At 57.8% G+C, this 25344-nt stretch carries 23 protein-coding genes and 3 pseudogenes; 14 read left to right on the plus strand and 12 right to left on the minus strand.

Features of this window, described 5'->3' with window-relative positions:
• Positions 1-157 precede the first annotated feature (157 nt).
• The 7 genes from BLM14_RS17700 (at position 158) to BLM14_RS17730 (ending at position 7538) form a co-directional block, all read left to right on the plus strand.
• Positions 158-838 carry an alpha/beta hydrolase family protein gene (locus BLM14_RS17700; protein WP_100000591.1) on the plus strand — a complete coding sequence of 227 codons (681 nt, stop codon included), beginning with the start codon at positions 158-160 and terminating at the stop codon, positions 836-838.
• Between the two features lie 249 nt (positions 839-1087).
• Positions 1088-1921, plus strand: a complete 834-nt coding sequence (locus tag BLM14_RS17705; protein WP_100000592.1) for a metallophosphoesterase family protein — start codon at positions 1088-1090, stop codon at positions 1919-1921.
• On the plus strand, positions 1918-3072 hold the full coding sequence (locus BLM14_RS17710) for an ABC transporter ATP-binding protein (RefSeq protein WP_100000593.1): 1155 nt from the start codon (positions 1918-1920) through the stop codon (positions 3070-3072). Before BLM14_RS17705 ends, BLM14_RS17710 begins: the two co-directional genes overlap by 4 nt.
• 25 nt (positions 3073-3097) lie before the next feature.
• Complete coding sequence (locus BLM14_RS17715; protein ID WP_237143565.1) at positions 3098-4009, plus strand: carbohydrate ABC transporter permease; 912 nt, start codon at positions 3098-3100, stop codon at positions 4007-4009.
• Positions 4006-4842, plus strand: coding sequence for a carbohydrate ABC transporter permease (locus tag BLM14_RS17720; protein WP_100000594.1), 837 nt, complete (start codon positions 4006-4008; stop codon positions 4840-4842). The genes BLM14_RS17715 and BLM14_RS17720 overlap by 4 nt, the downstream gene beginning before the upstream one ends.
• A gap of 48 nt (positions 4843-4890) precedes the next feature.
• Positions 4891-6156, plus strand: coding sequence for an ABC transporter substrate-binding protein (locus tag BLM14_RS17725; protein ID WP_100000595.1), 1266 nt, complete (start codon positions 4891-4893; stop codon positions 6154-6156).
• A 287-nt stretch (positions 6157-6443) separates the two neighbouring features.
• A complete protein-coding gene (locus BLM14_RS17730) occupies positions 6444-7538 on the plus strand; it encodes a sensor domain-containing diguanylate cyclase (RefSeq protein ID WP_100000596.1) in 1095 nt (364 codons plus the stop codon).
• An 89-nt stretch (positions 7539-7627) separates the two neighbouring features.
• Here the strand turns inward: BLM14_RS17730 and BLM14_RS17735 are convergent, their stop codons facing one another.
• From BLM14_RS17735 to BLM14_RS17790, 12 genes are all read right to left on the minus strand, one after another.
• Positions 7628-9100 carry an HAL/PAL/TAL family ammonia-lyase gene (locus tag BLM14_RS17735; protein WP_100000597.1) on the minus strand — a complete coding sequence of 491 codons (1473 nt, stop codon included), beginning with the start codon at positions 9098-9100 and terminating at the stop codon, positions 7628-7630.
• Positions 9097-10098: an ornithine cyclodeaminase family protein gene (locus BLM14_RS17740; protein WP_100000598.1), complete on the minus strand. Its 1002-nt coding sequence runs from the start codon at positions 10096-10098 to the stop codon at positions 9097-9099. The genes BLM14_RS17735 and BLM14_RS17740 overlap by 4 nt, the downstream gene beginning before the upstream one ends.
• A gap of 14 nt (positions 10099-10112) precedes the next feature.
• Positions 10113-11438, minus strand: a complete 1326-nt coding sequence (locus BLM14_RS17745) for an LLM class flavin-dependent oxidoreductase (RefSeq protein WP_100000599.1) — start codon at positions 11436-11438, stop codon at positions 10113-10115.
• The gene (locus tag BLM14_RS17750) at positions 11435-12499 is read right to left on the minus strand and encodes an LLM class flavin-dependent oxidoreductase (RefSeq protein WP_237143399.1); all 1065 of its coding nucleotides are present in this window, start codon (positions 12497-12499) and stop codon (positions 11435-11437) included. Before BLM14_RS17750 ends, BLM14_RS17745 begins: the two co-directional genes overlap by 4 nt.
• A 17-nt stretch (positions 12500-12516) precedes the next feature.
• On the minus strand, positions 12517-13269 hold the full coding sequence (locus tag BLM14_RS17755; protein WP_162293170.1) for a DUF427 domain-containing protein: 753 nt from the start codon (positions 13267-13269) through the stop codon (positions 12517-12519).
• Between the two features lie 25 nt (positions 13270-13294).
• The gene (locus BLM14_RS17760) at positions 13295-14227 is read right to left on the minus strand and encodes an ABC transporter ATP-binding protein (RefSeq protein WP_100000602.1); all 933 of its coding nucleotides are present in this window, start codon (positions 14225-14227) and stop codon (positions 13295-13297) included.
• Positions 14224-14865 (minus strand): ABC transporter permease, encoded by a 642-nt coding sequence (locus BLM14_RS17765; protein WP_100000603.1) that lies wholly within the window; start codon positions 14863-14865, stop codon positions 14224-14226. Before BLM14_RS17765 ends, BLM14_RS17760 begins: the two co-directional genes overlap by 4 nt.
• Before the next feature lie 4 nt (positions 14866-14869).
• Positions 14870-15487 carry an ABC transporter permease gene (locus BLM14_RS17770; protein WP_100000604.1) on the minus strand — a complete coding sequence of 206 codons (618 nt, stop codon included), beginning with the start codon at positions 15485-15487 and terminating at the stop codon, positions 14870-14872.
• A gap of 115 nt (positions 15488-15602) precedes the next feature.
• Positions 15603-16484, minus strand: coding sequence for a glycine betaine ABC transporter substrate-binding protein (locus BLM14_RS17775; RefSeq protein ID WP_100000605.1), 882 nt, complete (start codon positions 16482-16484; stop codon positions 15603-15605).
• A 213-nt stretch (positions 16485-16697) separates the two neighbouring features.
• Complete coding sequence (locus BLM14_RS17780; RefSeq protein WP_100000606.1) at positions 16698-17594, minus strand: NAD-dependent epimerase/dehydratase family protein; 897 nt, start codon at positions 17592-17594, stop codon at positions 16698-16700.
• A 51-nt stretch (positions 17595-17645) separates the two neighbouring features.
• The gene (locus tag BLM14_RS17785) at positions 17646-18644 is read right to left on the minus strand and encodes an ABC transporter permease (protein WP_100000607.1); all 999 of its coding nucleotides are present in this window, start codon (positions 18642-18644) and stop codon (positions 17646-17648) included.
• A gap of 42 nt (positions 18645-18686) precedes the next feature.
• Entirely contained in the window at positions 18687-19430 is a 744-nt protein-coding gene (locus BLM14_RS17790; protein WP_100000608.1) for an ATP-binding cassette domain-containing protein, read from the minus strand.
• Between the two features lie 342 nt (positions 19431-19772).
• On the opposite strand from BLM14_RS17790, the pseudogene BLM14_RS32700 reads away from it, so the two are divergent.
• From BLM14_RS32700 to BLM14_RS17820, 7 genes and pseudogenes are all read left to right on the plus strand, one after another.
• Positions 19773-19907: pseudogene (locus BLM14_RS32700) on the plus strand (NAD-dependent epimerase/dehydratase family protein); the annotation flags it as partial.
• Between the two features lie 48 nt (positions 19908-19955).
• Positions 19956-20945 (plus strand): sugar-binding protein, encoded by a 990-nt coding sequence (locus BLM14_RS17795; RefSeq protein WP_100000609.1) that lies wholly within the window; start codon positions 19956-19958, stop codon positions 20943-20945.
• 124 nt (positions 20946-21069) lie between these two features.
• Positions 21070-22143, plus strand: a complete 1074-nt coding sequence (locus BLM14_RS17800; RefSeq protein WP_100000610.1) for a tartrate dehydrogenase — start codon at positions 21070-21072, stop codon at positions 22141-22143.
• Positions 22144-22374: 231 nt separating this feature from the next.
• Positions 22375-22942: pseudogene (locus tag BLM14_RS17805) on the plus strand (DJ-1/PfpI family protein).
• 44 nt (positions 22943-22986) lie between these two features.
• A pseudogene (locus tag BLM14_RS17810) lies at positions 22987-23336 on the plus strand (ribbon-helix-helix domain-containing protein).
• 63 nt (positions 23337-23399) lie between these two features.
• A complete protein-coding gene (locus tag BLM14_RS17815) occupies positions 23400-24608 on the plus strand; it encodes a TIGR03862 family flavoprotein (protein ID WP_100000611.1) in 1209 nt (402 codons plus the stop codon).
• Positions 24609-24945: 337 nt separating this feature from the next.
• The gene (locus BLM14_RS17820) at positions 24946-25305 is read left to right on the plus strand and encodes an SPW repeat protein (protein WP_100000612.1); all 360 of its coding nucleotides are present in this window, start codon (positions 24946-24948) and stop codon (positions 25303-25305) included.
• Positions 25306-25344: the final 39 nt, after the last annotated feature.

The raw sequence follows: 25344 nt of genomic DNA on the forward strand, positions 1-25344 counted from the left end.
TGACCCTTCCTTTCCGCGATCACAGATTTTAAGCATTAGTGGCGACCGCATCAGTGAAGCGACTGTGGTCCTTCTTTGTCTACCAGCGCTTGCGGGTCAATGGGCCGCACGCGACGCCGTTCGTCGACCCCAGCTCTATCAACAATGGCAGGCTGAAATGCACGAAAGATTTCTGTTCAACGGTGCGGACAATGCCCCCGTGACCATCCTTCTTGCTCATGGCGCAGGCGCGCCAATGGATTCTGTGTCGATGGACCTGACCGCTAAGGCGCTCGCTGCAGCCGGGTTTCGCGTCGTACGTTTCGAGTTCGGCTATATGGCAGCGCGTCGCACATCTGAGGGTCGCAAACCCCCACCCCGTGCCGAGATGCTCAACCCCGAGTATATGACGGCAGTTGCTGAACTTGGAGCAACAGGCCCGTTGCTTATTGGCGGGAAGTCGATGGGCGGACGGGTCGCAAGCATGATCGCCGATGATCTCCACTCTGCCGGGAAAGTCGCCGGGCTGCTTTGCCTCGGCTATCCGTTTCATCCGCCCGGCAAGCCGGAGCAGCTCCGTACAAAGCATCTCGCCGGGCTGAAAACGCCGACATTGATTTGCCAGGGAACCCGTGACGAGTTCGGCACCCGAGAGGACGTTCTGGGCTACAAGCTCTCTGACAAGATCGAACTTCTCTGGCTTGACGACGGCGACCATGATCTCAGGCCCCGCAAGCGTATATCTGGCTTGACGGCGGCTGATCACCTAAGGACAGTGGCCGAGACGGTCACGGCGTGGGTCGACCGGCTGACTATGCAGCCCAGCCAAAGACCGCGTCCTTCAACATCAACGCTGTGAACCAGCGATTGAAAATCTGCTCGGCTTCTCGATCAGGCTCGACGTGCCCGTTGGGGTTCTGCCCTCCGAAATGCTTCACAAAACAACAGGCCGGTCGTCAGATATGGTCACTGAAGTGTCATAGGCCTGAGACGTAGCCGTCATAGAGCGAGCCTATTAAGGCACCGCGCAGGATCGTTTTGACGATGGGCCGGCCTCTTCGCGGATCCATACGCACCCCGATTCGACATTGTAAAAGAGAGATATCCCGTGCGGATCATCCAGATTACGGACACTCATCTCAGCCCGTCCAAGACGCATTTTAACAGCAACTGGCAGCCGCTGGCGGGCTGGATCGCGCGGGAAAAACCGGATCTGGTGGTCCACACCGGCGATCTCGCTCTCGATGGCGGCGGCACAGAAGACGATCTCATATTTTCGATGAAGCTTTTGGGTGAGCTACAGGTCTCTGTTCTCAGCGTACCGGGCAATCACGACATTGGTCACATGCTCGACGGCGATCAGCCGGTGAATGCGGAGCGGCTTGAACGCTGGCGCAGACTGGTGGGTCCCGAAGAATGGATCCACGACATCGGCAACTGGCGCCTGATTGGATTCAACAGTCTCATCCTCGGCGATAATAACAGGGACGAAGAAGCGCAGTTCGCATGGCTCGAGGATGCGCTGGCGAATGCTGCGGGGCGCCGTATCGCCATCTTCGCGCACAAGCCGCTGTTCGTTGACGAACCGGGCGAAGGCGACACGGGTTACTGGAGCGTACGCCCGGCAGCACGGCAACGGATGTGCGACCTTTTTGCCGAACATGATGTGGCGTTGCATGCCAGCGGTCATCTGCATCGCGCCTGGTCCGGAACCTTGAACACAACGAAGCTCATATGGGGTCCTGCGGCGTCCTTCATTGTTGGTCCGATGGAACGCGACATGCCGGGAGAGCGGATCGTCGGTGCCGTTATCCATACACTCGGCGATGACATCACGAGCGAGATCGTCGAGATTGCCGGAATGTCGCCATTCCTGCTGGATGACGTGATCGACGAAGTCTACCCGCGTGCCAAGCCAGTTGTGGAAGCACCCGCAGCATGAGTGCGTTTGCCCTTAGAAACATCTCCAAATCCTATGGTTCCTCACACGTCCTGGACGATGTCACGATCGAGGCAGAGGAGGGTGAGTTCATCGCGCTGGTAGGGCCATCCGGTTGCGGAAAGACCACACTTTTGCGCATTGCAGCCGGTCTCGATCATGGTGACAGCGGGAGTGTCTCGATGGGCGACCGCGATATAACTGCTGAACACCCTGCCGACCGGAATGTCGCGATGGTGTTCCAGTCCTATGCGCTCTATCCGCATCTCACAACTGCCCAGAACATTGCCGTGCCTCTGGCCATGCGCACCATGTCGAAGCTGGAGCGTATGCCGCTCATTGGCCGTTTCGTGGCCGGTCGCGCCGCACATCAGGCGGCTATCCGCCAGCAGGTGGTGACGACCGCCGCCAGCCTGAAGATTGATCACTTGCTCGACCGAAAGCCCGGGCAAATGTCGGGAGGCCAGCGTCAGCGTGTGGCACTGGCGCGGGCATTGGTGCGCCAGCCCGGCGTCTTTCTCATGGACGAGCCGCTTTCCAACCTCGATGCAAATCTGCGCGTTCATACCCGCGCGGAGATCGTGGACCTTCACCGCCGGGCCGGTGTGCCGACGCTTTATGTAACCCATGATCAGGCCGAAGCGCTCAGCATGGCTGACCGGGTGGCGGTGATGATGGGCGGCAGGCTGCTGCAATTCGATGAGCCGGCACGGATCTATGACGATCCGCGCCATATCGAGGTTGCACAATTCGTCGGAAGCCCGCGTATCAACGTACTCGACGCCTTGACCTCCGAAAATGGCACGGTGGTTTTCGGGGGAAAAGTCCTGGCCGAGGGGATCACCGGTCCTGTCGGAACGCCGGTCCAGATTGCCGTACGGCCAGAGCGGATCAAGCTGCGCGATGCAACCGGCCATGGCATCCCCGCAATCGTATTGCGCCTCGAATTTCTCGGTTCGGAAGTGCTCGTATTTACCCGCCTTGTCGGCACCGACAACGGCATCACCGTAAAGGCAGCGCCGGCGGATGTTACGCATATCGCATCGGGAGCCCGTGTTTGCCTCGAAATCGATGCCGGTGCATGTCTCGTCTTTGGCAGCGACGGGTTGCGCGTTCTGCTGCGTGCACCCCTGAAGATGGCGGTGCATGCGTGAAATGACTGCTGTCGCACAAAAAACCATGGGACCGTCACCTGCAAGGCAAGCCGCCAACCGCGCCGCCAAGCGGGAAGAGCGTGTTGCATGGCAACTGGCTGCGCCTGCCATTTTCCTCATTGTGACGCTGGTTCTGCTGCCGACCCTGGCAGTCGTTGTTTTCAGCATGACCAACTACGAATTGGGTTATGACGATTTCCAATTCGTAGGCTTCGACAATTATGCCGAACTGCTTGGCGACCGGACCTTCCTGATCTCGCTGAAAAACACTGCTGTCTATACTGCAATCGTCACCCCTTTCTCAGTGTTACTTGGACTCGGTGTGGCACTGCTCATCGAAGGCGAGCCACGTGGACGCGCTCTTTTCCGCACTGTCTATTTCCTCCCGGTCGCGTCGCTTCTCGTCGCCATGGCGACCGTCTTCCAATACCTGCTGCATCCGACAATCGGGCCCGTCAATGCGATCTTGTCCGCTGTCGGCATTTCTGGGCCGAACTGGCTCGGCAGCAGCCACACCGTGCTCATCAGCCTGACGATCATCGGCATCTGGCAGTCGGTCGGCTTCAATATGGTGTTGTTCCTCGCGGGGCTCACCGCGATCCCGCGCGAACTTTATGCAGCCGCCGAAGTGGACGGTGCCAGGAGCAGTTGGGAGCGCTTTCGCCTGGTCACCTGGCCGATGCTTGGACCGACAACACTCTTTGTCACGACGATCAGCGTTATCAACGCGGTGAAGGTGTTCGAGACCGTTAAGACGCTGACCGAGGGCGGGCCGAACAAGAGTTCGGAAGTACTGCTCTGGACGATCTACCAGGAGGGCTTCGTTTATCTGCGCGTCGGCTATGCCTCGGCGATGACTGTCATCTTCCTCGCTGTGCTCATCGTCCTGATGATCCTGCAATATCGGGTTCTTGACCGCCGGGTGCACTACACATGAGACCGATCGCCCTTTTTTCGATGCGCAATCTGCGCCTGGCTGTTCTATCCGCCGGCGCTATCTTGTTCCTTACGCCGTATATCTGGATGATTTCGACAGCGGCAAAATCGCGCGAGGAGATTTTTTCCTCCTCGCTGTCGCTCTGGCCGGAGCGCTGGGCATTGTGGGAAAATCTTGCCAAGGCATTTTCGCGCGTGCCGATGACACAATTGTTGTTCAACGGTCTCATCGTCTGCGCCCTGATCTTTTTCATACAGGTGGTCATCGCCATTCCCTGCGCCTACGCCATGGCCAAGCTGAAGTTCCGGGCCGCGCAGACAATGATGACACTGGTCATGCTCGGTCTGCTCATCCCCATTCATGCGACTGCATTGCCGATCTATGTCGTGCTGAACAAGGTCGGCATGCTGAACAGCTATTTCGCGTTGTCGGCACCATTCTTCATCTCCGTCTTCGGCATCTTCCTGTTCCTGCAATTCTTCCGCGCAATGCCGGATGACCTGATCGCCGCCGCCCGTCTCGATGGCATGTCGGAAATGGCGATCGTCAACCGGGTCATCGTCCCCAACGCCTGGCCCGCAGTGACCGCGTTCGCGATCTTTTCCGTTGTTGCGCACTGGAACGACCTGTTCTGGCCGCTGATCGTTATCACCAGCACCGAAAGGGCGACGCCGCCGCTCGGTCTGCTCTTCTTCCGCGCTGCCGAGGCGGGCGATGACTACGGGGCGCTCATGGCAGCGACCCTGGTGATCACCCTGCCCTTAGTCGTGGCGTTTCTGGCGGCGCAGCGGCGCTTTATCGAAGGCATCACCCTGACCGGCCTGAAAGGCTGACCATTCACCTCCCAAACACGACTTCGCAAATCAACCCAGGAGAGAACCATGAACTTCTTCAAGCAGACGATTGCTGCAGCGGCGATCGCCACAGGGCTCTGCACACCGGCCTTTGCCGATACAACCCTCAATGTGCATTATCCAATGCCCGGCTTCTTCAAGGACGTGATGGATGTCATTTCCAAGAAATTCATGGAGGAGAACCCGGACATTCATGTCAATTTCGTCAGTCCTTCAGCGACTTATGAAGAAGGCATCCAGACGATCCTGCGCCAGGCTGGGACGGCGGAAATGCCGGATATCACTTTCATCGGTCTTAATCGCCTGCGTATGATCGCCGAGCGTGGCGTCAACGTTGATCTCAAGCCGTTCATCGCCAAGGATGGCGATATGGCAGCGCAAGGCTTCAGCGACAGCATCCTGCGGCTAGCGCAGGTTGGCGGTCAGCAGGTGGGGCTTGCCTTCGCAACTTCGAACCCCATCATGTACTACAATGCAGACCTCGTCCGCGCGGCGGGCGGCAATCCCGACCAGCCGCCGAAGACATGGGATGAAGTCATTGCGCTGGGCGCCAAGATCAAGGCGCTCGGCGATGGCAATGAGGGTATCGATTTCCGCTGGCAGGGCGATGACTGGATGTTCTCGGCGCTGCTCTTTGGCGCGGGCGGGACAATGCTTTCCCCTGACGAGAAGAAGGTTGCCTTCGACGGTCCGGAAGGTATCGCGGCCGTCAATCTCCTCAGCCGTCTGGTCAAGGAAGGCGGCATGCCGGTCCTCACCAAACAGGCCGGCGAACAGGCCTTTGTCGCCGGCAAGGTCGGTTTCGCATTCCAAACGACAGGCGCGTTGCGCAACACCATCAAGAATGTCGGCGGCAAGTTCGACCTGCGGACCGGCCCGCTGCCGCTGCTGAACCCTGAAAAGGGTAAACTTCCGACGGGCGGCAATGCGGTCGTAATCCTCACCAGGGATACCGCAAAGCAGGACGCTGCATGGAAGTTCGCGAAATTTGCTTCCGGCCCGTACGGTGCTTCCGTTGTCGTACCGGGCACGGGTTATGTGCCGAACAATGAACTTGCTGCCAAGTCCTCGGAATACCTTGCTGAATTCTACCAGCAGAACCCGCTCTTTCAGGCAGGTCTCAACCAGATGAACCGTATGATCCCGTGGTACGCATTTCCGGGTTCGAACGGCGTAAAGGTGACACAGACCATCGTCGACAATCTGTCTCGCATTGTTGAGCAGTCGGCGGCACCGGAAGAGGCCCTGAACGACGCAGCCGATGAAGTGCAGAAGCTGCTTCCGCGCCACTGATTGGCCAATAATCGCCTGAATAGAGATCAGCCACCATTCAAGGCAAAGTGGCTGATCTGGCTGTGTCAGGGGCCATTTGCGAACGTTTCCATATCAAAGGAACTCAAGGCCGCTTTTTTCAACCCAAATGCCATCACAGACTGAGGCAAAGGAGCCGGGATGGGAGAGGAATTAATCACTCAACGCGCTAACCTTTCGCTGTTCAGAAAGTCCGTGTACAGAAAGTGTTAATGGCTTCTGCGCGAGTGTAGAGGTACCGCACCAGGGAAAGGCTGCAGAACTCCAATATGTCCGACATTCGTCCGCACAGTCTGCCTGCCGCGAAGACGCGTCGCCTCTCCGATCTGGCAGCCGATGTGATGTCATTAATCAAGCGGCGGCGCGATGGTGCTACCGTCGCGCGCATGCGGGCGGAACTGGAAGCGAAGGAGTCAGTGATCCGCGAGCAGACTGCTGCACTCGCGCACAGCCGGAAGATTTTCGATCGCTCCTCGGCGGCAGCCAGGATCGGTGTATGGGAATGCAGCCTGCCCGACGAGACACTGCAGTGGACCGACGTGGTCTACGATATCTTCGATCTTCCACGCGGGTCGCCTCTCGATCGATCCCAAATCGTGAGATATTATTCGGAGGATTCTGTCAAAGAACTTCACATGCGGCGAAGCAAGGCTATTGAAGAGCGCAGTGGGTTCAGCATGGATGCCGAGATTATTACGGCGAAGGGTATTCGCCGATGGATGCGATTGACCGCCACAGTCGAGTGTGAAGAGGATGTCCCTGTCCGTATCTTTGGGATGAAGCAAGACATCACCGAGCAAAAAATCCTGCTAGACCGGACGCGGTATATGGCGGATTTCGATCTCATGACTGGGCTGGCCAATCGAAGCCAGTTCCAGTCCAAGCTTTCAATGCTGTGCGAGTCCCACGCAGAACGAAACCGGTCCGGAGCGCTGTTGCTGGTCGATCTCGACGGGTTTAAGAAGGTCAACGACACCTTGGGGCACGCGGTAGGCGACGAGTGCCTGAAGGAGATCGCCAACCGCCTTAAGGAGGTGTGTCGAGATGCCGAAGTCGTTGCACGGATTGGTGGCGACGAATTTGCTGTTTTCCTGGGATCGCATTTTGATCGGGGCGCGACTGCTAACTTTGCCCGGGAGATCGTCGAAGCACTAAGCAAGCCCATCGATCATTGCGGCCAATCACTCAAGCTTGGTGCCTCAGTTGGGGTCGCGCTCGTTGACGCCTGCACCCCGTCCGAGCTTTTCAAGAAAGCCGACATCGCGCTCTATGCCGCCAAGGCCGCCGGGCGAAACACGTTTCAGATATTCGAGTCCAGCCATGCCGGCGCAGCAGGAAAGAACGCGCTGTCGCCGCTCATATAGAGCGGCATCATTCAGTGGGTGCTGCTGTCAATCGACATTGCGAAGATTGGGGCGGGCAGCAGTTGCCGCCAAAGGTTCGGCATCCGAAGTCATTCATCGCTGAGACGGGCGGTCAAGGCTGACACATTATCACCAAGCGGCCTGTCCTCCTCCAGCTTCGTCGCAGTCTCACGGACGAAACCATAGATCTGTAGGGTTCCCTTGCCGCAACGATGACCGGGCTTGAGATCGATTGCCTGTGCTGCAGCCAACATCTCGCAGGCCACGACGTGGCGCCAAAGATCGATTATCCCGGCGCACTTAGCAACAGCAAGAGGCGTCTGCGTGGCGTGATCTTCAACCCCTTCCGATACAGGCAGGAAGTCCAGAAGGACTGGATTAGCCTTGTGACGGATCGCGCCGACGAGCGCAGTTATGGTTTTCTGCAGGGGAACAAAGCCGGCAGAGGCTCCGCCAACGGGCGTGAGATATCGCGGCAAACCATTCCTCCCGGAGCCCGTAAGCTGGATGAAACGTGCCGCACTCGCCAGCGCCACCTGCGCAATCGCAAGGCCGAGCATTTCGAAAGCCAGCGCCAAAGACGGCGTATGGAAGTTACCTGTCGACAACACCCGCCCTTCGTCAAGTATGACTAACGGATTGTCCGCCGCGGCATTGAGCTCGATTTCAATTGCCTCTGTTGCGACTTTCAATGCATGGGCCAGCGCGCCATGAATGGGTGCAACGCAGCGTAGGCTAAGCGGATCCTGGATAGCCGCCTTCATCTCGAACAGCGATGAATCCTCAAGCAAACCCAACAGCTTTTCCGCTTCTTCGACCTGACCGGCACCCGGTCGCGCGAGTTGGATAGCCGGCGTTAAAATGAGCGGGTTGCCACCAAGGGCTTCGAAGCTCAAAGCCGCTGCCTGACGCTGGAAGTCAAGCAGCGTTGCGCCATCCACGACAACCAGCGCCCCCTGGCCAACGGAGACCGCCGATGCATTCAGCAATGACAATCCGTCTTTCGGACCAAGCTGGGCGGGTGCGAGACCGGCCTTTTTCAGCGCTTGCCCCGACGGCTGGACTTCTCCTTGATACTCCGCCTCACCCTCTCCGATCAGGCTTCTCGCGATCGCCGACAGAAGTACGAGATCGCCAGCACCGATCGAGCCAATCGAAGGCAAAATTGGATGAATCTGCTTGTTTAGAAGAGCCAGCAAATCATCAAAAACAGGTGGAGAAATTCCGGAGCCACCCACAGAAAGCATAGCAAGGCGCGCAGCCATGACAGCACGCGTTTCAGCGCGCGGTAATGTTGGCCCGACGCCCATACCGCGCCCGCGCACCAGTTGTTGCTGGAATGCAGTGATATGCTCGGATACCGGGGTTTTCAGATTGGCGCCAAGGCCGGTATTCAACCCGTAAATCTGTTGGCCGGAGGCGGCAGCCTGATCAAGGATTGCACGCGCTCGTGCCAATCGATCATAGACATCTGGCCCGATCTCAACTGCTGCATCTTTGCGGGCGATCGCCGTTATATCAGCGACAGTCGTGCCCGCCCCATTGAGAACAACCGTGCTCATGCAAAACGCAACCTTTGGCCAATATTCGCAGCCTTGGCTTTTTCCAGCATGGCATAGCCAAGCGCGATATCGCTTAGCGACAAGCCGCGATGCCAGAACAGGATGGTTTCGCCATCATTCTCGCGCCCGGTCTTGTGACCAGCAACGATCTGGCCGAGTTCGGCATGCAGCGTCTGTTCGGAAAGCTTTCCCGCCTCGACATGCGCGCGCAGCGAGCCAAACTTGCCGCCCTTGCACTGTCCCCAATCATCGACCACCAGCTTGTCCATGATGTCGGTCAGCGACAATTCCACCGCGCTCATCGTTCCGTAAGGCACAACGAACGCTCCGGGCTTGACCCATTCTGTCTTCAGCATCGGCTGCGGTTCTGGCAGGCGCGAGGCCTCGACGACGATATCAGCATCTTCGACACAGGAGCGCCAATTGTCGGTGACCACGATCTCCTTGCCCAGGTCCTTCGAGAGTTTGTCGGCGAAGGCGTCGCGGCTTTCAGGACGGCGCGAATGCACGCGAATCTCATCGAAGTCATAAAGATGATCAAGCAGCCGCACGTTCCAGTAAGCCGTGCCGCGAGCCCCAATATGGCCGAGAACTTTCGAACTCTTGCGCGCCAGATACTTAGCCCCCAGTGCCGTAATCGCGCCGGTGCGCATGTCGGTGATCACGGTCGCATCCAGAATGGCACGGGGTGCACCGGTGCGCGGGTCGAACAGATTGAGCACGCCGAATTCCGACGGATAATTCAGCTTGTAGTTGTCGACGAAGTCACCAACGATCTTCACGCCAGCCAGATTCAAAGGCGCAACATATCCACGCAGCACATTGAAATGGCCATGAAACGACGCATCAGGCTCAAGATGAACCCGCGGCTCGATCACGGTCTCGCCATTGCCCTGCGCCGCAAGCGAGGTTTCGATCGCAGCCAGGATTTCTGCATCGGTCAGCGCAAGCGCTTCGATATCAAGAGCATTCAGATAATCAATGTAAATGGGTTGCATACTGTTCTCTTTGGCTATGCGCTGCGCGCGGGTATTCTGATTCCGAGGTTCTCGCGCAGTGTGCGCCCTTCATATTCTTCGCGAAAGAGACCACGGCGGCGCAGTTCAGGAATAACCAGCGTGATGAAGTCCTCGAGCCCACCTGGGAAATACGCACCCATGACATTGAAGCCATCGGCCGCCTTGGCGTGAAAGCGCTCTTCCAGTTCATCCACAATCTGCGCCGGCGTGCCGATCAACTGCCAGTGACCGCGCGCGCCGGCAAAGTGGCGGGCCAACTGCCGGATCGACAGGTTCTCGCGGCGACCAAGATCGATGATCAATTGTTGGCGGCTCTGGATACCATCGGTCTGAGGCATCTCCGGCAACGGTCCTTCCAGCGGATATTGTGAAAGGTCCTTGATACTGAGATAACTGGCGAGCAATGCAACGCCGACCTCATCAGGAATGAGTTCCTGCAAGGCATCATATTTCTGCCGCGCCTCGCTTTCGGTGCGTCCGACAATCGGCGATATACCGGGCAGGATCTTGAGATCGCCGGGTTGGCGGCCGAATGCGGGCATGCGCGACTTGAGGTCGGCGTAATAGGACTGCGCCTCCTGCAGCGTCTGTGCTGCGGTGAACACCACATCGGCAGTGCGCGCGGCGAGATTCTTGCCAGCGTCCGAGGCCCCGGCCTGCACCATCACAGGGCGTCCTTGCGGCGAGCGCGGACTATCGAGCAGGCCCGTGACTGTGAAACGGGTGCCGTGATGATCGACCGGATGGAGCCTAGCTGGATCAGCATAGACTTGACCATCCACCACATAAGCGCCCGCGTCGACGCTGTCCCAAACAGCGGTTGCGACCTGCGCGAATTCCTCCGCACGTTCGTAGCGTTGCGCATGCGGTCTCAAGCCACTCGATACAAAATTCTCCGCCTCGAGTTCGCTGGCGGAAGTGACTAGGTTCCACCCCACCCGTCCGCCGCTGAGCTGATCAATGGACGCAAATGCCCGCGCCAGCCCATAGGGCTCGTTGTAGGTTGTCGAGGCCGTGGCGACCAGCCCGATATGCGAGGTATTGACGGCCAGTGCCGCCAGAAGGCTGAGTGGTTCGAAACCGGTCGATCGCGCGGCCTGGCTGGCAATATTGACATTTCGCTCGCGGATTGCTGCGGCGTCCTCGACGAAAATCATGTCGAATTTTGCTGCCTCCGCCATCTGCGCAAGGGCGATAAAATGATCGATATCGACGCCCGCTTCGGCAATGGCCTCCGGATGACGCCAGGCTCCGATATGGTGCCCGCCGGCCATGAGAAACGCACCGAGTTTCATCTGCGGAGATTTCGCTTTGCTCATCGTGAGGTTCCCGCTGTGTGGCTCACCGGATGCGGCAGCCTCCGAAGACCAAGATGCTCGCGCAAAGTGCTTCCCTCATAAGCATTGCGAAACAAACCACGTTTCCTGAGCTCTGGAATGACGCCGTCAATAAACGCATCGGTACTTTCGGGCACAAGCGGTGGCAGGACCGTGAACCCGTCAATACCGATCGTCTCAGACCAGTGCTGCAGTTGATCCGCAGTTCCAATGGGCGTGCCGAGGACTTCGAGCCCGCCGGGCTTTTCCCCATCGGGAGGCAATGCATCGAGCCTGTCACGGATTCCCCGTGCCTCGCCCGTGGACGCTGCGATATAGGGAACCACGTTCGCGAGCAGCCTGATGTCGGATCGTGTTCGGCCATGGCTTTCAAGTCGCTCCTGCAGATCTGACACCAGCACCCTCGCCTCGTCCGGCGATGCGGACGCGAGGAAAATCAGGTCTGCCGACCGTGCGGCGATATCCAGTGTGCTCGCCGTCAACACATGTGAAATAACCGGCTTGCCCTGCGGCGAACGATTGACATTGAGCGGGCCGCGCACCGTGAAATGCACGCCCTGATGATTGAGCACATGCATCTTTTCCGGCGCGAAGAAGCGCCCAGCTGGCTTATCGTAGAGAAAGGCGTCGTCTTCCCAGCTGTCCCACAAGCCGTTGACGAGTTCTACATATTCCTGGTCCCGAGCCGCATCGACGGGCGAGATCACCAGGTTCCAGCCCGCCCTGCCTTTGCTGATCGTATCAAGCGAGGCAAAGCGCCGTGCGAGATTGTACGGTTCGTGCTGGCTCGTTGCCGCGGTTGCGATGAGGCCAATCCTGCGCGCGACAGTTGCGAGCGCGGCAACCAGGGTCGTCGGTTCGAAAGGTACTGCCTGCGGCGACAAGTCGTTGACAGGACGCTTTCCCAGCCGATCATCGAAGAAAACGAAATCGAGGCCGCCGTCCTGCGCTTTCTTCACCTGTGCTGCCAGATGAATGAAATCAATCGCATCCGACGAGCCCTTCTCACGCCATGCGGCGGGATGATGACCGAATGGCGTCATCGACAGTCCCAAATGCATTATGCTGCACCGCCATTGCTGACGCGGATTTCATCGATCTTCTCGTTATAAAACGAGATCAGGCCCTTGATCTTGCTGCTTTCCGGAAAGGGCTCGGAATAGTACCAGACGATGTTCTCGTGGCGCTTTCCACCAAGATCGAAATGATAATAGGACGCCGCACCCTTATAGGGACAGTATGTCGTGTAATCGCTTGGAACGAGCGTCCCCGCAACCAGATCATCGACCGGAAAATAATAACGGGCAATCATTCCGGTTTCGAACAGGAAGATCGCCCGTCTGGTACGCGCTACCGGCTTTCCGTCAACGATGACCTCGACAAGGCGTGAACTCGGTAAAGTATCGACGCGGTGATAGACATTGCGCGGGTGACCGAAGATTTCCTGATCCTCCTCGAACCAGCGCACAGAGCGCCAATCGACTGTCACATAATCGCCGAGTTCCGGAATGCCGAGCTTTGCTCCATCATAGCTCCACACCTTGTCGGGCAACGATACGCCCTCCGACTGCAGCGACCAGAATGTCTTCGCACCAAACAGTGGCGCAGGTTCACTTTTTGCGGTGGCGGCCAGTGTGCCGCCAACAAAATCACTCTTCGGCAAGTAATAGGTTGGGCGCACACCATTTTCGTAGATGACTACAGCCTCAGTGGAGTCGGCTATGAATTGATCACCGAGCTTCAGGCGAATACGCCGGCTGGTCGGTTCGATCAGGACGGCGGGGACTTCCGAGGAACGATAGGCAATGGACATTTTGACTGTCCCAAGTGAGCACAAATCAAACTGAGAAGATGGCATCCCGCGTCAGTTGACCCATTATGGCGCCGCTCCCATCCACCACGGCGAGAGCGTCACTGTTGGCGGCAACCATCAAGGCCAGCGCATCGCGCAAATTGCTGGTCGGAGCGACCTTGCTGGCACCTTCGCGCGGTGCTCCGGTGTTCATCGCGTCATTCACAGTGAACAGGCTGAGCCGTTTGATGGCCCGGTCGATACCGACGAAATTCTCGACAAACGCGTCGGCAGGATGCGACAACACCGTGTCAGGCGTATCATACTGGACAATCTTGCCACTTTTCATGATGGCAATGCGATCACCAAGCCGAATGGCTTCGTCGAGGTCGTGGGTGACGAGCACAACGGTCTTGCGCACACGCTGCAATATCTGGCGAAACTCGTCCTGCAGCCGTGTCCGCGCAATCGGATCGATCGCGCCGAAAGGCTCATCCATCAGCAGTACCGGCGGATCGGCTGCCAGCGCGCGCGCCACGCCGATACGCTGGCGCTGGCCGCCCGAGAGCTGGCGTGGATAGCGCTTGAGCATTTCCCTCGGGTCGAGCCCGACGAGATGCAGCAGCTCTTCAGTACGGCTTTTGATTTTCGCCTCCGCCCAGCCCAACAGCTTCGGCACGGCCGCAATGTTTTGAGCGATCGTCATGTGCGGAAACAACCCTACCTGCTGGATCACATAGCCGATATGGCGACGCAGGTTCACGGGATCAACCTTCGTGACATCTTCACCATTGACGACGATCTTGCCTTCCGTCGGGTCGATCAGCCGGTTGATCATCCGCATGGTCGTGGTCTTGCCGCAGCCGGACGGACCGATCAGCGCCGTTGTCGTGCCCTCCGGCACAACGAGCGAGAGATCGTCAACCGAGGCAACGCCGCCTTCCGCGTAACGTTTGGTGACATGTTCCATGTTGATCATGCGGTAGGTCTTTCTGCAAAGAAGAATTTTTCGGCAAGCCCGAGAATGAATTCCGTTCCAAGCGCCAGCAGCGCGATCGGAATGGCGCCAACGAGCAGGCGTGACATGTCCATCATGCTGATACCAACGGCGATGAAATCACCAAGCCCGCCACCGCCGATGAACGGCGCCAGTGTCGCTCCGGCCAGCACCTGGACGGCGGCGGTGCGCGCGCCTGCAAACATGGCCGGAGCCGCGAGCGGGATGCGGATTTTGCGCAGGACCTGCCCCCGGCTCATGCCCATGCCGGTCGCAGCTTCCACCGCGTCTGGATCGACATCGCGCAGGCCGATGAAGGCATTGAGCAGGATTGGCGGCAGGGCGAGAACGGTCAAAGCAACGATGGATGGCCACAGCCCAATGCCCAGCAGCGGCATCATGATGGCGAGGATCGCGAGGCTCGGTATGGTGCGCAAGGCATTGATCGTGTTGATGACAGCGAAGGCAAGACCACCGCGATTGATAATCAGGACTGCCAATGGCAAGCCGATTGCCAGCGCAAAGGCCAGCGAGACCCCCGACATGACCAAGTGCCGCGCGAGTGCCTGATAAAATTCCGCCTGATGGTTGATGATCCAATAGAAGGCAGTACTCAGCATCTCGTCACCGCCCTCGAACCAGGAGTTTTTCGGTCTGACTCAGCAAGACATCGAAGAACGTTGCCATCAGCGCCGTCAGGATGCCCCCGACAAGTATCTTCTCCGTATAGCTCTGATCGATCCCCATCAGAATGATTGTCCCAAGCCCACCGCCATCGATGAAGGCCGCCACCGTGGCGATACCGATGACTGTGACGAGTGCGATCCGGATGCCCGAGACGATGAGCGGCAGCGCGAGCGGCAGTTCAATGCGGACAAGACGCTGCCAGCCATTGTAGCCCATGCCATCGGCTGCATCGAGCACATCCGCCGGAACACCGCGCAGACCGGTCACAACATTGCGCAGCAGAATGAGCAGGCAATAGGAGGATAGGCCAACCAGCGCCGGTTTTGTCCCAAGGCCAAGCCACGGAATGAGAAGCGCGAACAGCGCAAGGCTCGGAATGACAAAGATGATGCCGGTAATCGTCAGAACGACCGCATAGAGTTTCGGCCGACGCGCGCAGATGATCCCGAGGATTAACGCAATCACCAGTCCGATCAGCACCGACGAGACCGACAGGACCAGGTGCTGCCAGGTCGCGGTTAGAATTTCCGGAATGTTTTTGGGAGCCCAGTTCAAGAGTGCCGTCCTGCGTGGTGCGTCGTCAACTCAGCAATGAAACAGCGGAGATGAGATCATCTCCGCCGCATCACATTCAAATAAAGGCGAAACCTTGCGGTTCCGCCAATCATGATCAAATGCCCTTTTCTTTCAGGAACTCTTCGGCAACTTCCTTGGGCTCCTTCTTGTCCCGTTCAACCGCAGCGTTGAGGCCGCGCATGATCTCATTGGTAAGAAGCGGGCTGACCTTGTTGAGCACTTCCGCGATCTTGGGATTTTTGGCCAGCGTATCCTGACGAACGACCGGAACGAGGTAATAGGGCGGGAACAGGTGCTTGTCGTCGTCGAGCACGACGAGATTGCTGTCGGCGATCTGCCAATCCGTGCTGAACCCGTAGGACACATCGATGTTCTTGCTGGTCAACGCGCTGTAACGGATGCCGAGCTTGGCGAAAATGCGGAAATCCTTGAACTCGATACCATAGACTTGCTTCAGGCCCGGCAGGCCGTCCTTACGCTCGCCGAACCCGCCTTCCGCACCGAAGGAAAGTTCCTTCGACGCCGGACCAAGATCCGTCAGCGTCTTCAGTTTGTATTTCTCGGCTGTTTCCGGAAGCGTGATGATGGCATAGCCATTGTTGATCTGCGTTGGCTCCAGCAGTGTCAGCTGCAGGTTCTTCTCGTAATAATCCTTGACGTCCTTGTAGATCTTGTCGGCGGAACCGGACAGATCGCCCTTGACCACCGCGGCCAATGCAGTGCCCGTATATTCCGGATAAAGATCGATTTCGCCATTGGTCAGAGCCGAATGGGCGATCAGCGTTGCACCGAGGTTAAGCCTACGTTCGACGGTGATTCCAGCCTTTTCCAGCGCCTGCGCGTAGATCTCGGCGACCACAAACTGTTCGGTGAAATTCTTGCTGCCAATTTTCACCGTCTGCGCGAAGCCGGACGTCGCCGCCGTCAAAGCCACTAATACGCCCAGCCCAATCGAGGCGACACTTTTCAAGATCATGATTTTCCCTGCAAGCTGATGTAGGAGCGCGTGCGTATCCTACTGGTTTCGTTGTCCAATTCGCATGCTAGCAATCGTGGGCGGCAAGTCGCAGAACAATTTGCCAATGTTTCCCGTAGAAGTAGAAATTATTTACTACACGATTGCAACGGGCGATCAGCGTTCCTGCTGACACCACACTCCACAGCTAGTCAGCTACGGCAACCCTCGCACTCAGTTCAATCGCACGTATTTCCGCCAATTGTGCTCTTCCCGGAAACCGAGAATCTCGCGCGTCTTGCGGTTAGACAGCGGTGCTTCATATTCTCCAAGCTCGCGCCGGATCGGCACGCCGGGGCAATACTTCGCCAGGAACTCCCGCGTGGGGAGCGTCGCGGTGATCGTGTCGTTGACTGCGTTGAAGACCTGAAAGCCAAGGCCGTCCTTGCGGATTGCCAAATCCACGATCTGGCCGAGATCGCGCGCGTCGATATAGCTCCAGGCGTTGCGCTTGCGTGACATCGGGTCGGCAAGGAACGCTGGAAAGCGATCATACTCATGGGGTTCGATCACATTGCCGATGCGCAGCGCGTAGATGTCGGCACCGGTCCGCATGGCAAAAGCACGAGCGGTTTTTTCGTTTACGAGCTTCGACAGGCCATAACTGTCCATGGGATCGATATCGTAATCTTCCTCGAGTGGAAAATGGTGAAAATCCTTATCACCCTCGGCAAAACAGACACCGTAGGTCGTTTCGCTCGAGGCGATAATGATCTTTTTGATCCCGAGCTTAACGGCGGCCTCAATGACATTATAGGTTCCCATCGTATTGACCCGGAACGTCTCATTATCAGGCTTAATCAGCACGCGCGGAACCGCTGCGAAATGCACGACCGCATCAACAGGTGCTGGCCCCTTACCTGTCTCGAAACCTTCGAAGCCGAAATGGCTGGACAGGGCATTGAACATCTCGCCGCTATCGGCAATGTCAGCAATGAGCGTGTTGACACCGGGATGATCGAGCGGAACGAGATCGATGTTCAGGATATCGTAGCCTTTATCAACGAGATAGGTAACGACATGGCGCCCAGCCTTGCCGGCGCCGCCGGTGAATACGATCCGCTTTTTCATGGGTATCTCCTTGGAACAAACTTTGCGAACAGCAACGCGGTATCTACCGGCTCAGTCGCTCTGGCGAAACTTGCGCAGCCGGTCGAACAACACAGCCAGCAGGATTGCGCCGCCAATGAAGCAGCCTTGCCAGAAGGCATTGATGCCGAGCAGGCCGAGGCTGTTGCGGATCACTTCGATCAGCGCCGCACCGACGAGTGCACCGAAAGCCGTACCGACGCCGCCGGCGAGGGCAGCCCCGCCGATAACAGCTGCTGCGATGACCTGGAGTTCCAGACCGGCCCCGATATTGGTGGTGATCGCTCCGAGCCAGCCGGTTTGAATGATACCGGCAATACCCGCTGAAAGGGAAGAGATCATGTAAACCGCAACCTTGATTGGGCGAACCGGAACGCCCGTGAGAGTCGCCGCATGCTCGTTGCCGCCGATCGCGTAAACATGGCGGCCGAACTTGGTCCAACGCAGGACAAACCCGGTGAGTAACGCCAGCACGATCATGTAGAGCACGGGATTGGCGATGCCGAAAAGCCAGGCACCGCCGCCGAGCGATAGAAGCTTATTATGGTCGGGCCCGAACTCGAATACCACCGTGTTGCCAGACGCGACCATCGCCAGGCTTCGCGCGATCGACAACATACCAAGTGTCACTACGAATGGCGGCATACCGACATAGGCGATCAGCACACCGTGGAAGGCCCCAATAAGGAGCGCCGTGCCGATCGAGGCGGCGATACCGACCTCGATGCTGTAACCGGCATGCATTACAACGCCGAGAATCATACTGCACAGGCAAAGTACCGAGCCGACCGAAAGGTCGATGCCGCCGGTGATGATCACGAGGGTCATGCCTAGTGCTATGATCGCAACGAAGGTGACGTTGCGGGTGATGTTGTAGAGATTCTTCGTCGTAGCAAACGAGTCGGTAGCGAATGACAGGAAAATGCACGCGAGAATGACGGCAACCAGAACCCAGAATGTCTGGCTGCCCAGTTTTGCCGAAAGCCAGCTTTGCTGCTTCTGTCCGATCGTCTGATCAAGGGTGATTGCCATTGTCGACCTTCGATTCTTTCAAATTCCGACGAACAACGCCGATTATACTACCTGTTCGATGGCTCCGGTAATGAGCCCGGTGACTTCTTCAGGTGAACTTGCTGCAATCCGTTTGTCGGCGACTTTTCTGCCTCGCCGCATCACGATGACGCGGTCCGCAACGTCGAAGACATCAGGCATGCGGTGGCTGATGAGGACGACGGCAATACCTTGGTCGCGAAGGTGGCGGATCAGATTCAGCACCTCAGCGATCTGACGTACAGAAATTGCCGCGGTCGGTTCATCCATGAGCACGATCTTGGCCTCGGAGAGCCTGGTGCGGGCGATCGCTACCGCCTGCCTCTGGCCACCCGACATCTGCTTGACGAGATCGCGCGGGCGGGTCTCCGATTTCAGCTCGGCAAAAATCTGGCCAGCACGCCGGTACATTGTCGCGTAGTCGAGAATGCGAAAAGGTCCGAAGCCCCGGCGGAGTTCGCGACCGAGGAAGACATTCGCTGCCGCGGTGAGATTGTTGCACAGCGCCAGATCCTGGTAAACGATCTCGATGCCGTGCTGGCGCGCTTCTACCGGCTTGTGAAGATTGAGTTCAGCTCCATCCATGCGCATGGTGCCGTGGCTCGGGCGAAAGTTGCCAGCGATCATTTTGACGAGCGTCGATTTTCCGGCGCCGTTATCGCCCATGAGACCGACCACCTCGCCTGCTTCGATTGAAAGCGAAACGTCACTGACAGCCTGGATGGCGCCGAAATGTTTTGAAATGTTCGCGAGTTCGAGAACTGCCACTAATCACGTACCTCCCGTCCGTTGCATGCCCGCTGTCGTCCGCCATCGTCACAGTTGAATGCGGACGCTATCGCGCTACCGCTTTCCGAGCTCCTCCCAAGGAAAGTGATGAGGCGCATTTGCGCATACCCTGAGCCGAGGATCAATTAACTTTCGGATGAATTCAAGTCCCGCATTCGTCAAAAATCGTTTTATATGACAAATACCCGTTGACGGGCGAACTGCGCCGATATTAGCTAGCCATGGGAGGAAGATCCTTGTCACCAAGGGCAGGCAAGGTCGGGGGAGCCTGATCGCGATTTTCCAAGGCTTACATCCGCACGCTCTGCCGAGAGTTCCATCTCGAATTGGATGGACAACAGCAAGGCCATGTACCTCTTGGGCTGGCAGCCCGACTATGGTTTGGAAATGCTATCGACTCGGCCCTGCATTATGAGCGTTTGCGGAAGGACTCGTACTGTTTGGTATCCTGGTTGATCCTGTGTCGCGGGCACGCCGTGTCCGTCTGTTTCAAGGGAGGAACAAATGAGAAAATCACTATTACTCGTTGCCGCGGCCGCTCTGGCGCTCGGCGCCGGACCTGCTATGGCCAAAAAGCAGGTCGTCATCGTTGTAAAGGGCCTCGACAATCCGTTCTTCGAAGCAATTCATCAGGGTTGCGAGAAATGGAACAAAGAGAATGCTAGCTCGGAGTATGAGTGCTTCTACACCGGCCCGGCATCGACCTCGGATGAGGCCGGTGAAGCGCAGATCGTGCAGGATGTGCTGGGCAAGGCCGACACCGCCGCGATCGCCATCTCGCCATCGAATGCCAAGCTGATTGCCCAGACCATCAAGACTGCCAATCCGACGGTCCCGGTGATGACGCTTGACGCCGACCTCGCCGCTGAAGACTCGGCGCTCCGCAAGACCTACCTCGGAACCGACAACTATCTGATGGGTTTCAAGATCGGCGAGTACATCAAGAAAGGCAAGCCTAAGGGGGGCACGATCTGCACGATCGAAGGCAATCCGGGTGCAGATAACATCTTACGCCGTGCCCAGGGCATGCGCGATGCGCTGACCGGTCAAAAGGGTCTGACCGAACTCAAGGGCGAAGGCGGCTGGACAGAAGTTGCAGGCTGCCCCGTCTTCACCAATGACGACGGTGCGAAAGGTGTCCAGGCGATGACCGACATCCTTGCTGCCAATCCGAAACTGGACGCTTTCGGGATCATGGGTGGCTGGCCGCTGTTCGGCGCACCGCAGCCTTACCGTGATCTGTTCAAACCGATGGCCGAAAGGATCGCCAGCAACGACTTCGTCATCGGGGCTGCTGACACTATCGGTGATGAAGTTGCCATTGCCAAAGAGGGCCTGGTCACCGCGCTCGTCGGTCAGCGCCCTTTCGAGATGGGCTACAAGGCTCCCTCGGTCATGATCGACCTGATCGAAGGCAAGCCCGTCGAGGACCCGGTTTTCACCGGTCTTGATGAATGCACAAAGGACACGGTTGATACCTGCATTCAGAAGTAATTCTGAATTGGGGGCGCCCGCCAACGGGCGCTCCTTCGTTCGTTCGTCCCTGTTGGTGGCCAAATGCCGATGCCGCCGAGGCATGGCCTGTTTTGCCGCATTCGCGCAGAAACGGAGCATCTAGATGCGTGAATATGCAATCGCCGCGATTCCCGCTGATGGCATCGGCCCGGAAGTGATCGCAGCCGGAATAACAGTACTGGCCAGTCTTGAGAAACGGCTCGGCGACATCAAATTCAACATCGAGAATTTCGATTGGGGTTCGGATTATTACAAGAAGTACGGGGTGATGATGCCCTCGGATGGGCTGAACCAGCTCAAGAAATTCGATGCTATCTATTTCGGCGCAGTGGGCGCGCCAGACGTGCCCGATCACATTACGCTCTGGGGTCTGCGTCTGCCGATCTGTCAGGGCTTCGACCAGTATGCCAATGTCCGCCCCACCAGAATCCTGCCGGGCATCACGCCGCCTCTGCGTAATTGCGGCCCCGGGGATCTCGACTGGGTTATTGTGCGTGAGAATTCGGAAGGTGAATACTCCGGCCATGGGGGGCGCGCTCACAAGGGGCTGCCGGAAGAGGTGGGAACCGAGGTCGCCATCTTCACCCGCGTCGGCGTTACACGCATCATGCGCTATGCCTTCAAGCTGGCACAGGCGCGACCGCGCAAATTCCTGACTGTCGTCACCAAATCCAACGCCCAGCGCCACGGTATGGTGATGTGGGATGAAATTGCCGCGGAAGTCGCGGAAGAATTCCCCGACGTCACGTGGGACAAGATGCTGGTGGATGCCATGACGGTCCGCATGACGCTTAATCCGAGAAGCCTCGACACCATCGTTGCCACAAATCTGCATGCTGACATTCTGTCCGACCTTGCGGGCGCATTGGCCGGCAGCCTCGGCGTTGCACCCACTGCCAATATCGATCCAGAACGTCGCTACCCGTCAATGTTCGAGCCAATCCATGGCTCGGCCTTTGATATCACCGGGAAAGGCATCGCCAATCCGGTCGCTACGTTCTGGACCGCTGTACAGATGCTCGACCATCTCGGAGAGACGGATGCATCCGCGCGGCTGATGCGCGCCGTCGAGCGCGTTACCGGCGCTGGCATCCTCACACCCGATATCGGTGGAACCGCGACGACAAAGGAGGTTACCGAGGCAGTGGTCGACGCGATCTACTCTTCGAACAGCTGAACAGCAGCAACTCGCCCGTACGGAAAACTTGAGACAAGGCGAGCGATCGAGATGGGCAAAGGTCGCCCAGGCGGCGAGATGCGCTGTGGTCCTAAAACCCGCCCTCAGACACCCTCGGCGGTATCGCCTGAAATCACCCAGCAAAATTTCGCGGTAGTAATCCGTTAGTACCAGTGGGCGCTTGCCGTTTGCTATGTTCCAACCGATCGGATTCCAAGGGAGGAAACAAGCATGCCAAGCGCCAAGATCCTAATGATCACGGGGGACTACACAGAAGACTACGAGACCATGGTTCCGTTCCAAACCCTGCTCGCCTGCGGATATACGGTTCACGCCGCTTGCCCAGGAAAAAAGGCGGGCGAGACGGTTGCGACAGCGATCCACGATTTTGAAGGCGACCAGACCTACTCTGAGAAGCGCGGGCACAATTTCGCGCTGAATGCGACGTTCAATGACCTCCGCGCCGAGGATTACGATGCGCTCGTCATTCCCGGCGGCCGAGCGCCCGAATATCTTCGGCTCGACCCTAATGTGCTCAAGGCCGTCCGACATTTCTTCGACGCCGGCAAGCCCGTCGCAGCAATCTGCCACGGGGCGCAAGTGCTTGCCGCAGCAGGTGTTCTCGGGTCGCACATGTTCAGCCTATCCGGCCTGCCGGCCAGAAGTTGAGCTTGCTGGCGGAACTTACGCCGAGATTGCCATCAGCGATGCGGTGACAGACGGCAACCTCGTTACTGCGCCCGCGTGGCCAGCGCACCCTGCCTGGCTGAAGCAGTTCATGACTGTGCTGGCTGCCTGAGCACTGCTAAGGGCCGCCTCGATGACGGCACCGGGAGAGATGAAATGTGTGAACTGTTCATCAAAGCTGATGCGCGTCTGTGGGAAAGCACGACGAGGTCGCTGCGCATCGAGGCATGGTCACGAGCGTCAGGCTAGAGAACTTCTTTTGGTCGAAGCTCGAAGAGATCGCCCGGCGCGACAGCATGAATGTAGTCCAGCTCATTACCAGGCTGCACCATGAATCGATCGACGCTGGTCACGACCTCGGCAATTTCACCTCATTCTTGAGAGTATGCTGTGCTCGTTATCTCGACCTCCAGCTTTCTGGCGACATCCCTGCGAACCTTTCCCAGCCGATCGGTAGCCTCAACGCCAGGGCAATCCTTGGGCGTGAGCGCGAAAAGTATCATTGACTTGCGCTTGGCGTCCGAGCGGATCAAAACTGCGCCTAAGGATTCGGGGCGTCGGGCTAGCATATGCAAGGAAAACAGATCGCAATAATTGGCGGGGGACCTGCCGGACTTATGGCTGCGGAGGTGCTGTCCCTCTCTGGTCATTCAGTAACTGTCTATGACAGCATGCCAACGGTTAGTCGCAAATTTCTCCTCGCGGGAAAGTCCGGCCTTAACATTACACATGCCGAGGAATATACGCATTTCGCCAACCGTTATGGCCTTGCGTCCGATCGATTGCGCCCTGCCCTTGATGCCTTCACGCCGAACGATGTGCGATCCTGGGCAGCAGCGCTTGGCACGGAGACTTTCGTCGGCTCCTCCGGGCGCGTCTTTCCGAAGGCAATGAAGGCCTCGCCACTTCTGCGCGCCTGGCTTAGCAGACTGAACACGCAAGGCGTCAAAATCCTGACCCGTCATCGCTGGACGGGTTTTGTCGAAAGCGGTTATGCGTTCGATACTCCATCTGGTCCCACAATCGTTCACTGCGATGCCGCGTTGCTGGCGCTTGGCGGTGCAAGCTGGCCGCGGCTTGGATCCGATGGATCCTGGACATCGTGGCTACGCGGTAAGGGGGTGGAGGTCCGCGACTTTCAACCCGCAAATTGCGGTTTCGATGTCGGCTGGAGCGAGATGTTCCGGGAACGTTTCGCTGGCGAACCGGTAAAATCTGTGATTGCCACATCGGACGCGGGCACGTTTCCCGGTGAGTTCGTGATAACGGCGAACGGCATCGAGGGTAGTCTCGTCTACGCGCATGCGGCCAGTTTGCGCGACCGACTTGAAAGGGACGGCACAGCCACCCTCGTGCTCGACCTTTCGCCCGGCAGAACAACGGAGCGGGTGGCACGGGATATCGCGCAACAAGACAGGAAGGCAAGCCTCTCCAATCGGCTTCGCAAGGGAGCGGGTATCGAGGGCGTCAAGGCAGCCCTGGTGCGGGAAGTCGCTCAAGAAGGCGATCTGGCCGATCCGCAACGTCTCTCCAGGCTCATCAAGGCCCTGCCGCTTCCTGTCCTCAAACCACGGCCCATCGAGGAGGCTATCTCTTCGGCCGGCGGCGTTAGCTGGAGCGGCGTTGACGACCGTTATATGCTCAAGGCAATCCCCGGAATTTTCGTTGCCGGGGAAATGCTTGACTGGGAAGCACCTACCGGGGGTTATCTCCTCACCGCCTGTTTTGCTACCGGCCGGGCGGCGGCTCGAGGGATTGAGGCATGGTTGCGGCGTTGAACTGAGGGCCGGGGATGTTCCGGGTCGACACCCAAATACCATTCCCAGGCAAAACAAAACTCAAGATTTCGGCGTAAACAGGCTAGTACGCAAGAGTCAACGAAGCTCCTATCTTCTTGCGGTCATTTGCGTGTCTGATTCAATGTGAGTAAAAATTTCAAGTGGACGGTCTTGATTTGTGGGAATTCAAGATTTCGACAAATGTTCGTTTAAAAACATTATCGGCGCTTTCAGCGAAGCCTCTTGAATGCGGTCTTATCCGAGATTATTTTATTCTTAAGCGTGCGGTGCACGCGGACAATAATGCTTTGCTTAAGCTTCATATATGGAGGTTGTCATGGCAAACGCGCTGATGGAAGGAAAGAAAACACAGGATTGGGCCAACCTGGTCCTGGCGGTATGCTTGTTCATCTCCCCTTGGTTCTTCGGCTTCATGGCCGAAACCACGCCGACATGGAACGCATGGGTCGTCGGCATCGTACTCGGTGCACTGACTGTCGCAGCGATTTCAGCATTCGCCGAATGGGAGGAGTGGGCAAACATGGTACTCGGGCTCTGGCTGGTCGCGTCTCCCTGGGTGCTTGGTTTTACGGCCAATGTGAACGCGATGTGGACTCACGTGGTCCTTGGGCTGCTCGTCGCCGCCGTGTCGGCTTGGGCGGTTTGGGATTTCCGCCACCCCCACGCTCACGCCTAAGCCCAGCCCAGCCCCCTGGGCTCTTACTGCAAAGCCCGT

The sequence above is a fragment of the Phyllobacterium zundukense genome (assembly GCF_002764115.1).
Classification (GTDB): domain Bacteria; phylum Pseudomonadota; class Alphaproteobacteria; order Rhizobiales; family Rhizobiaceae; genus Phyllobacterium; species Phyllobacterium zundukense.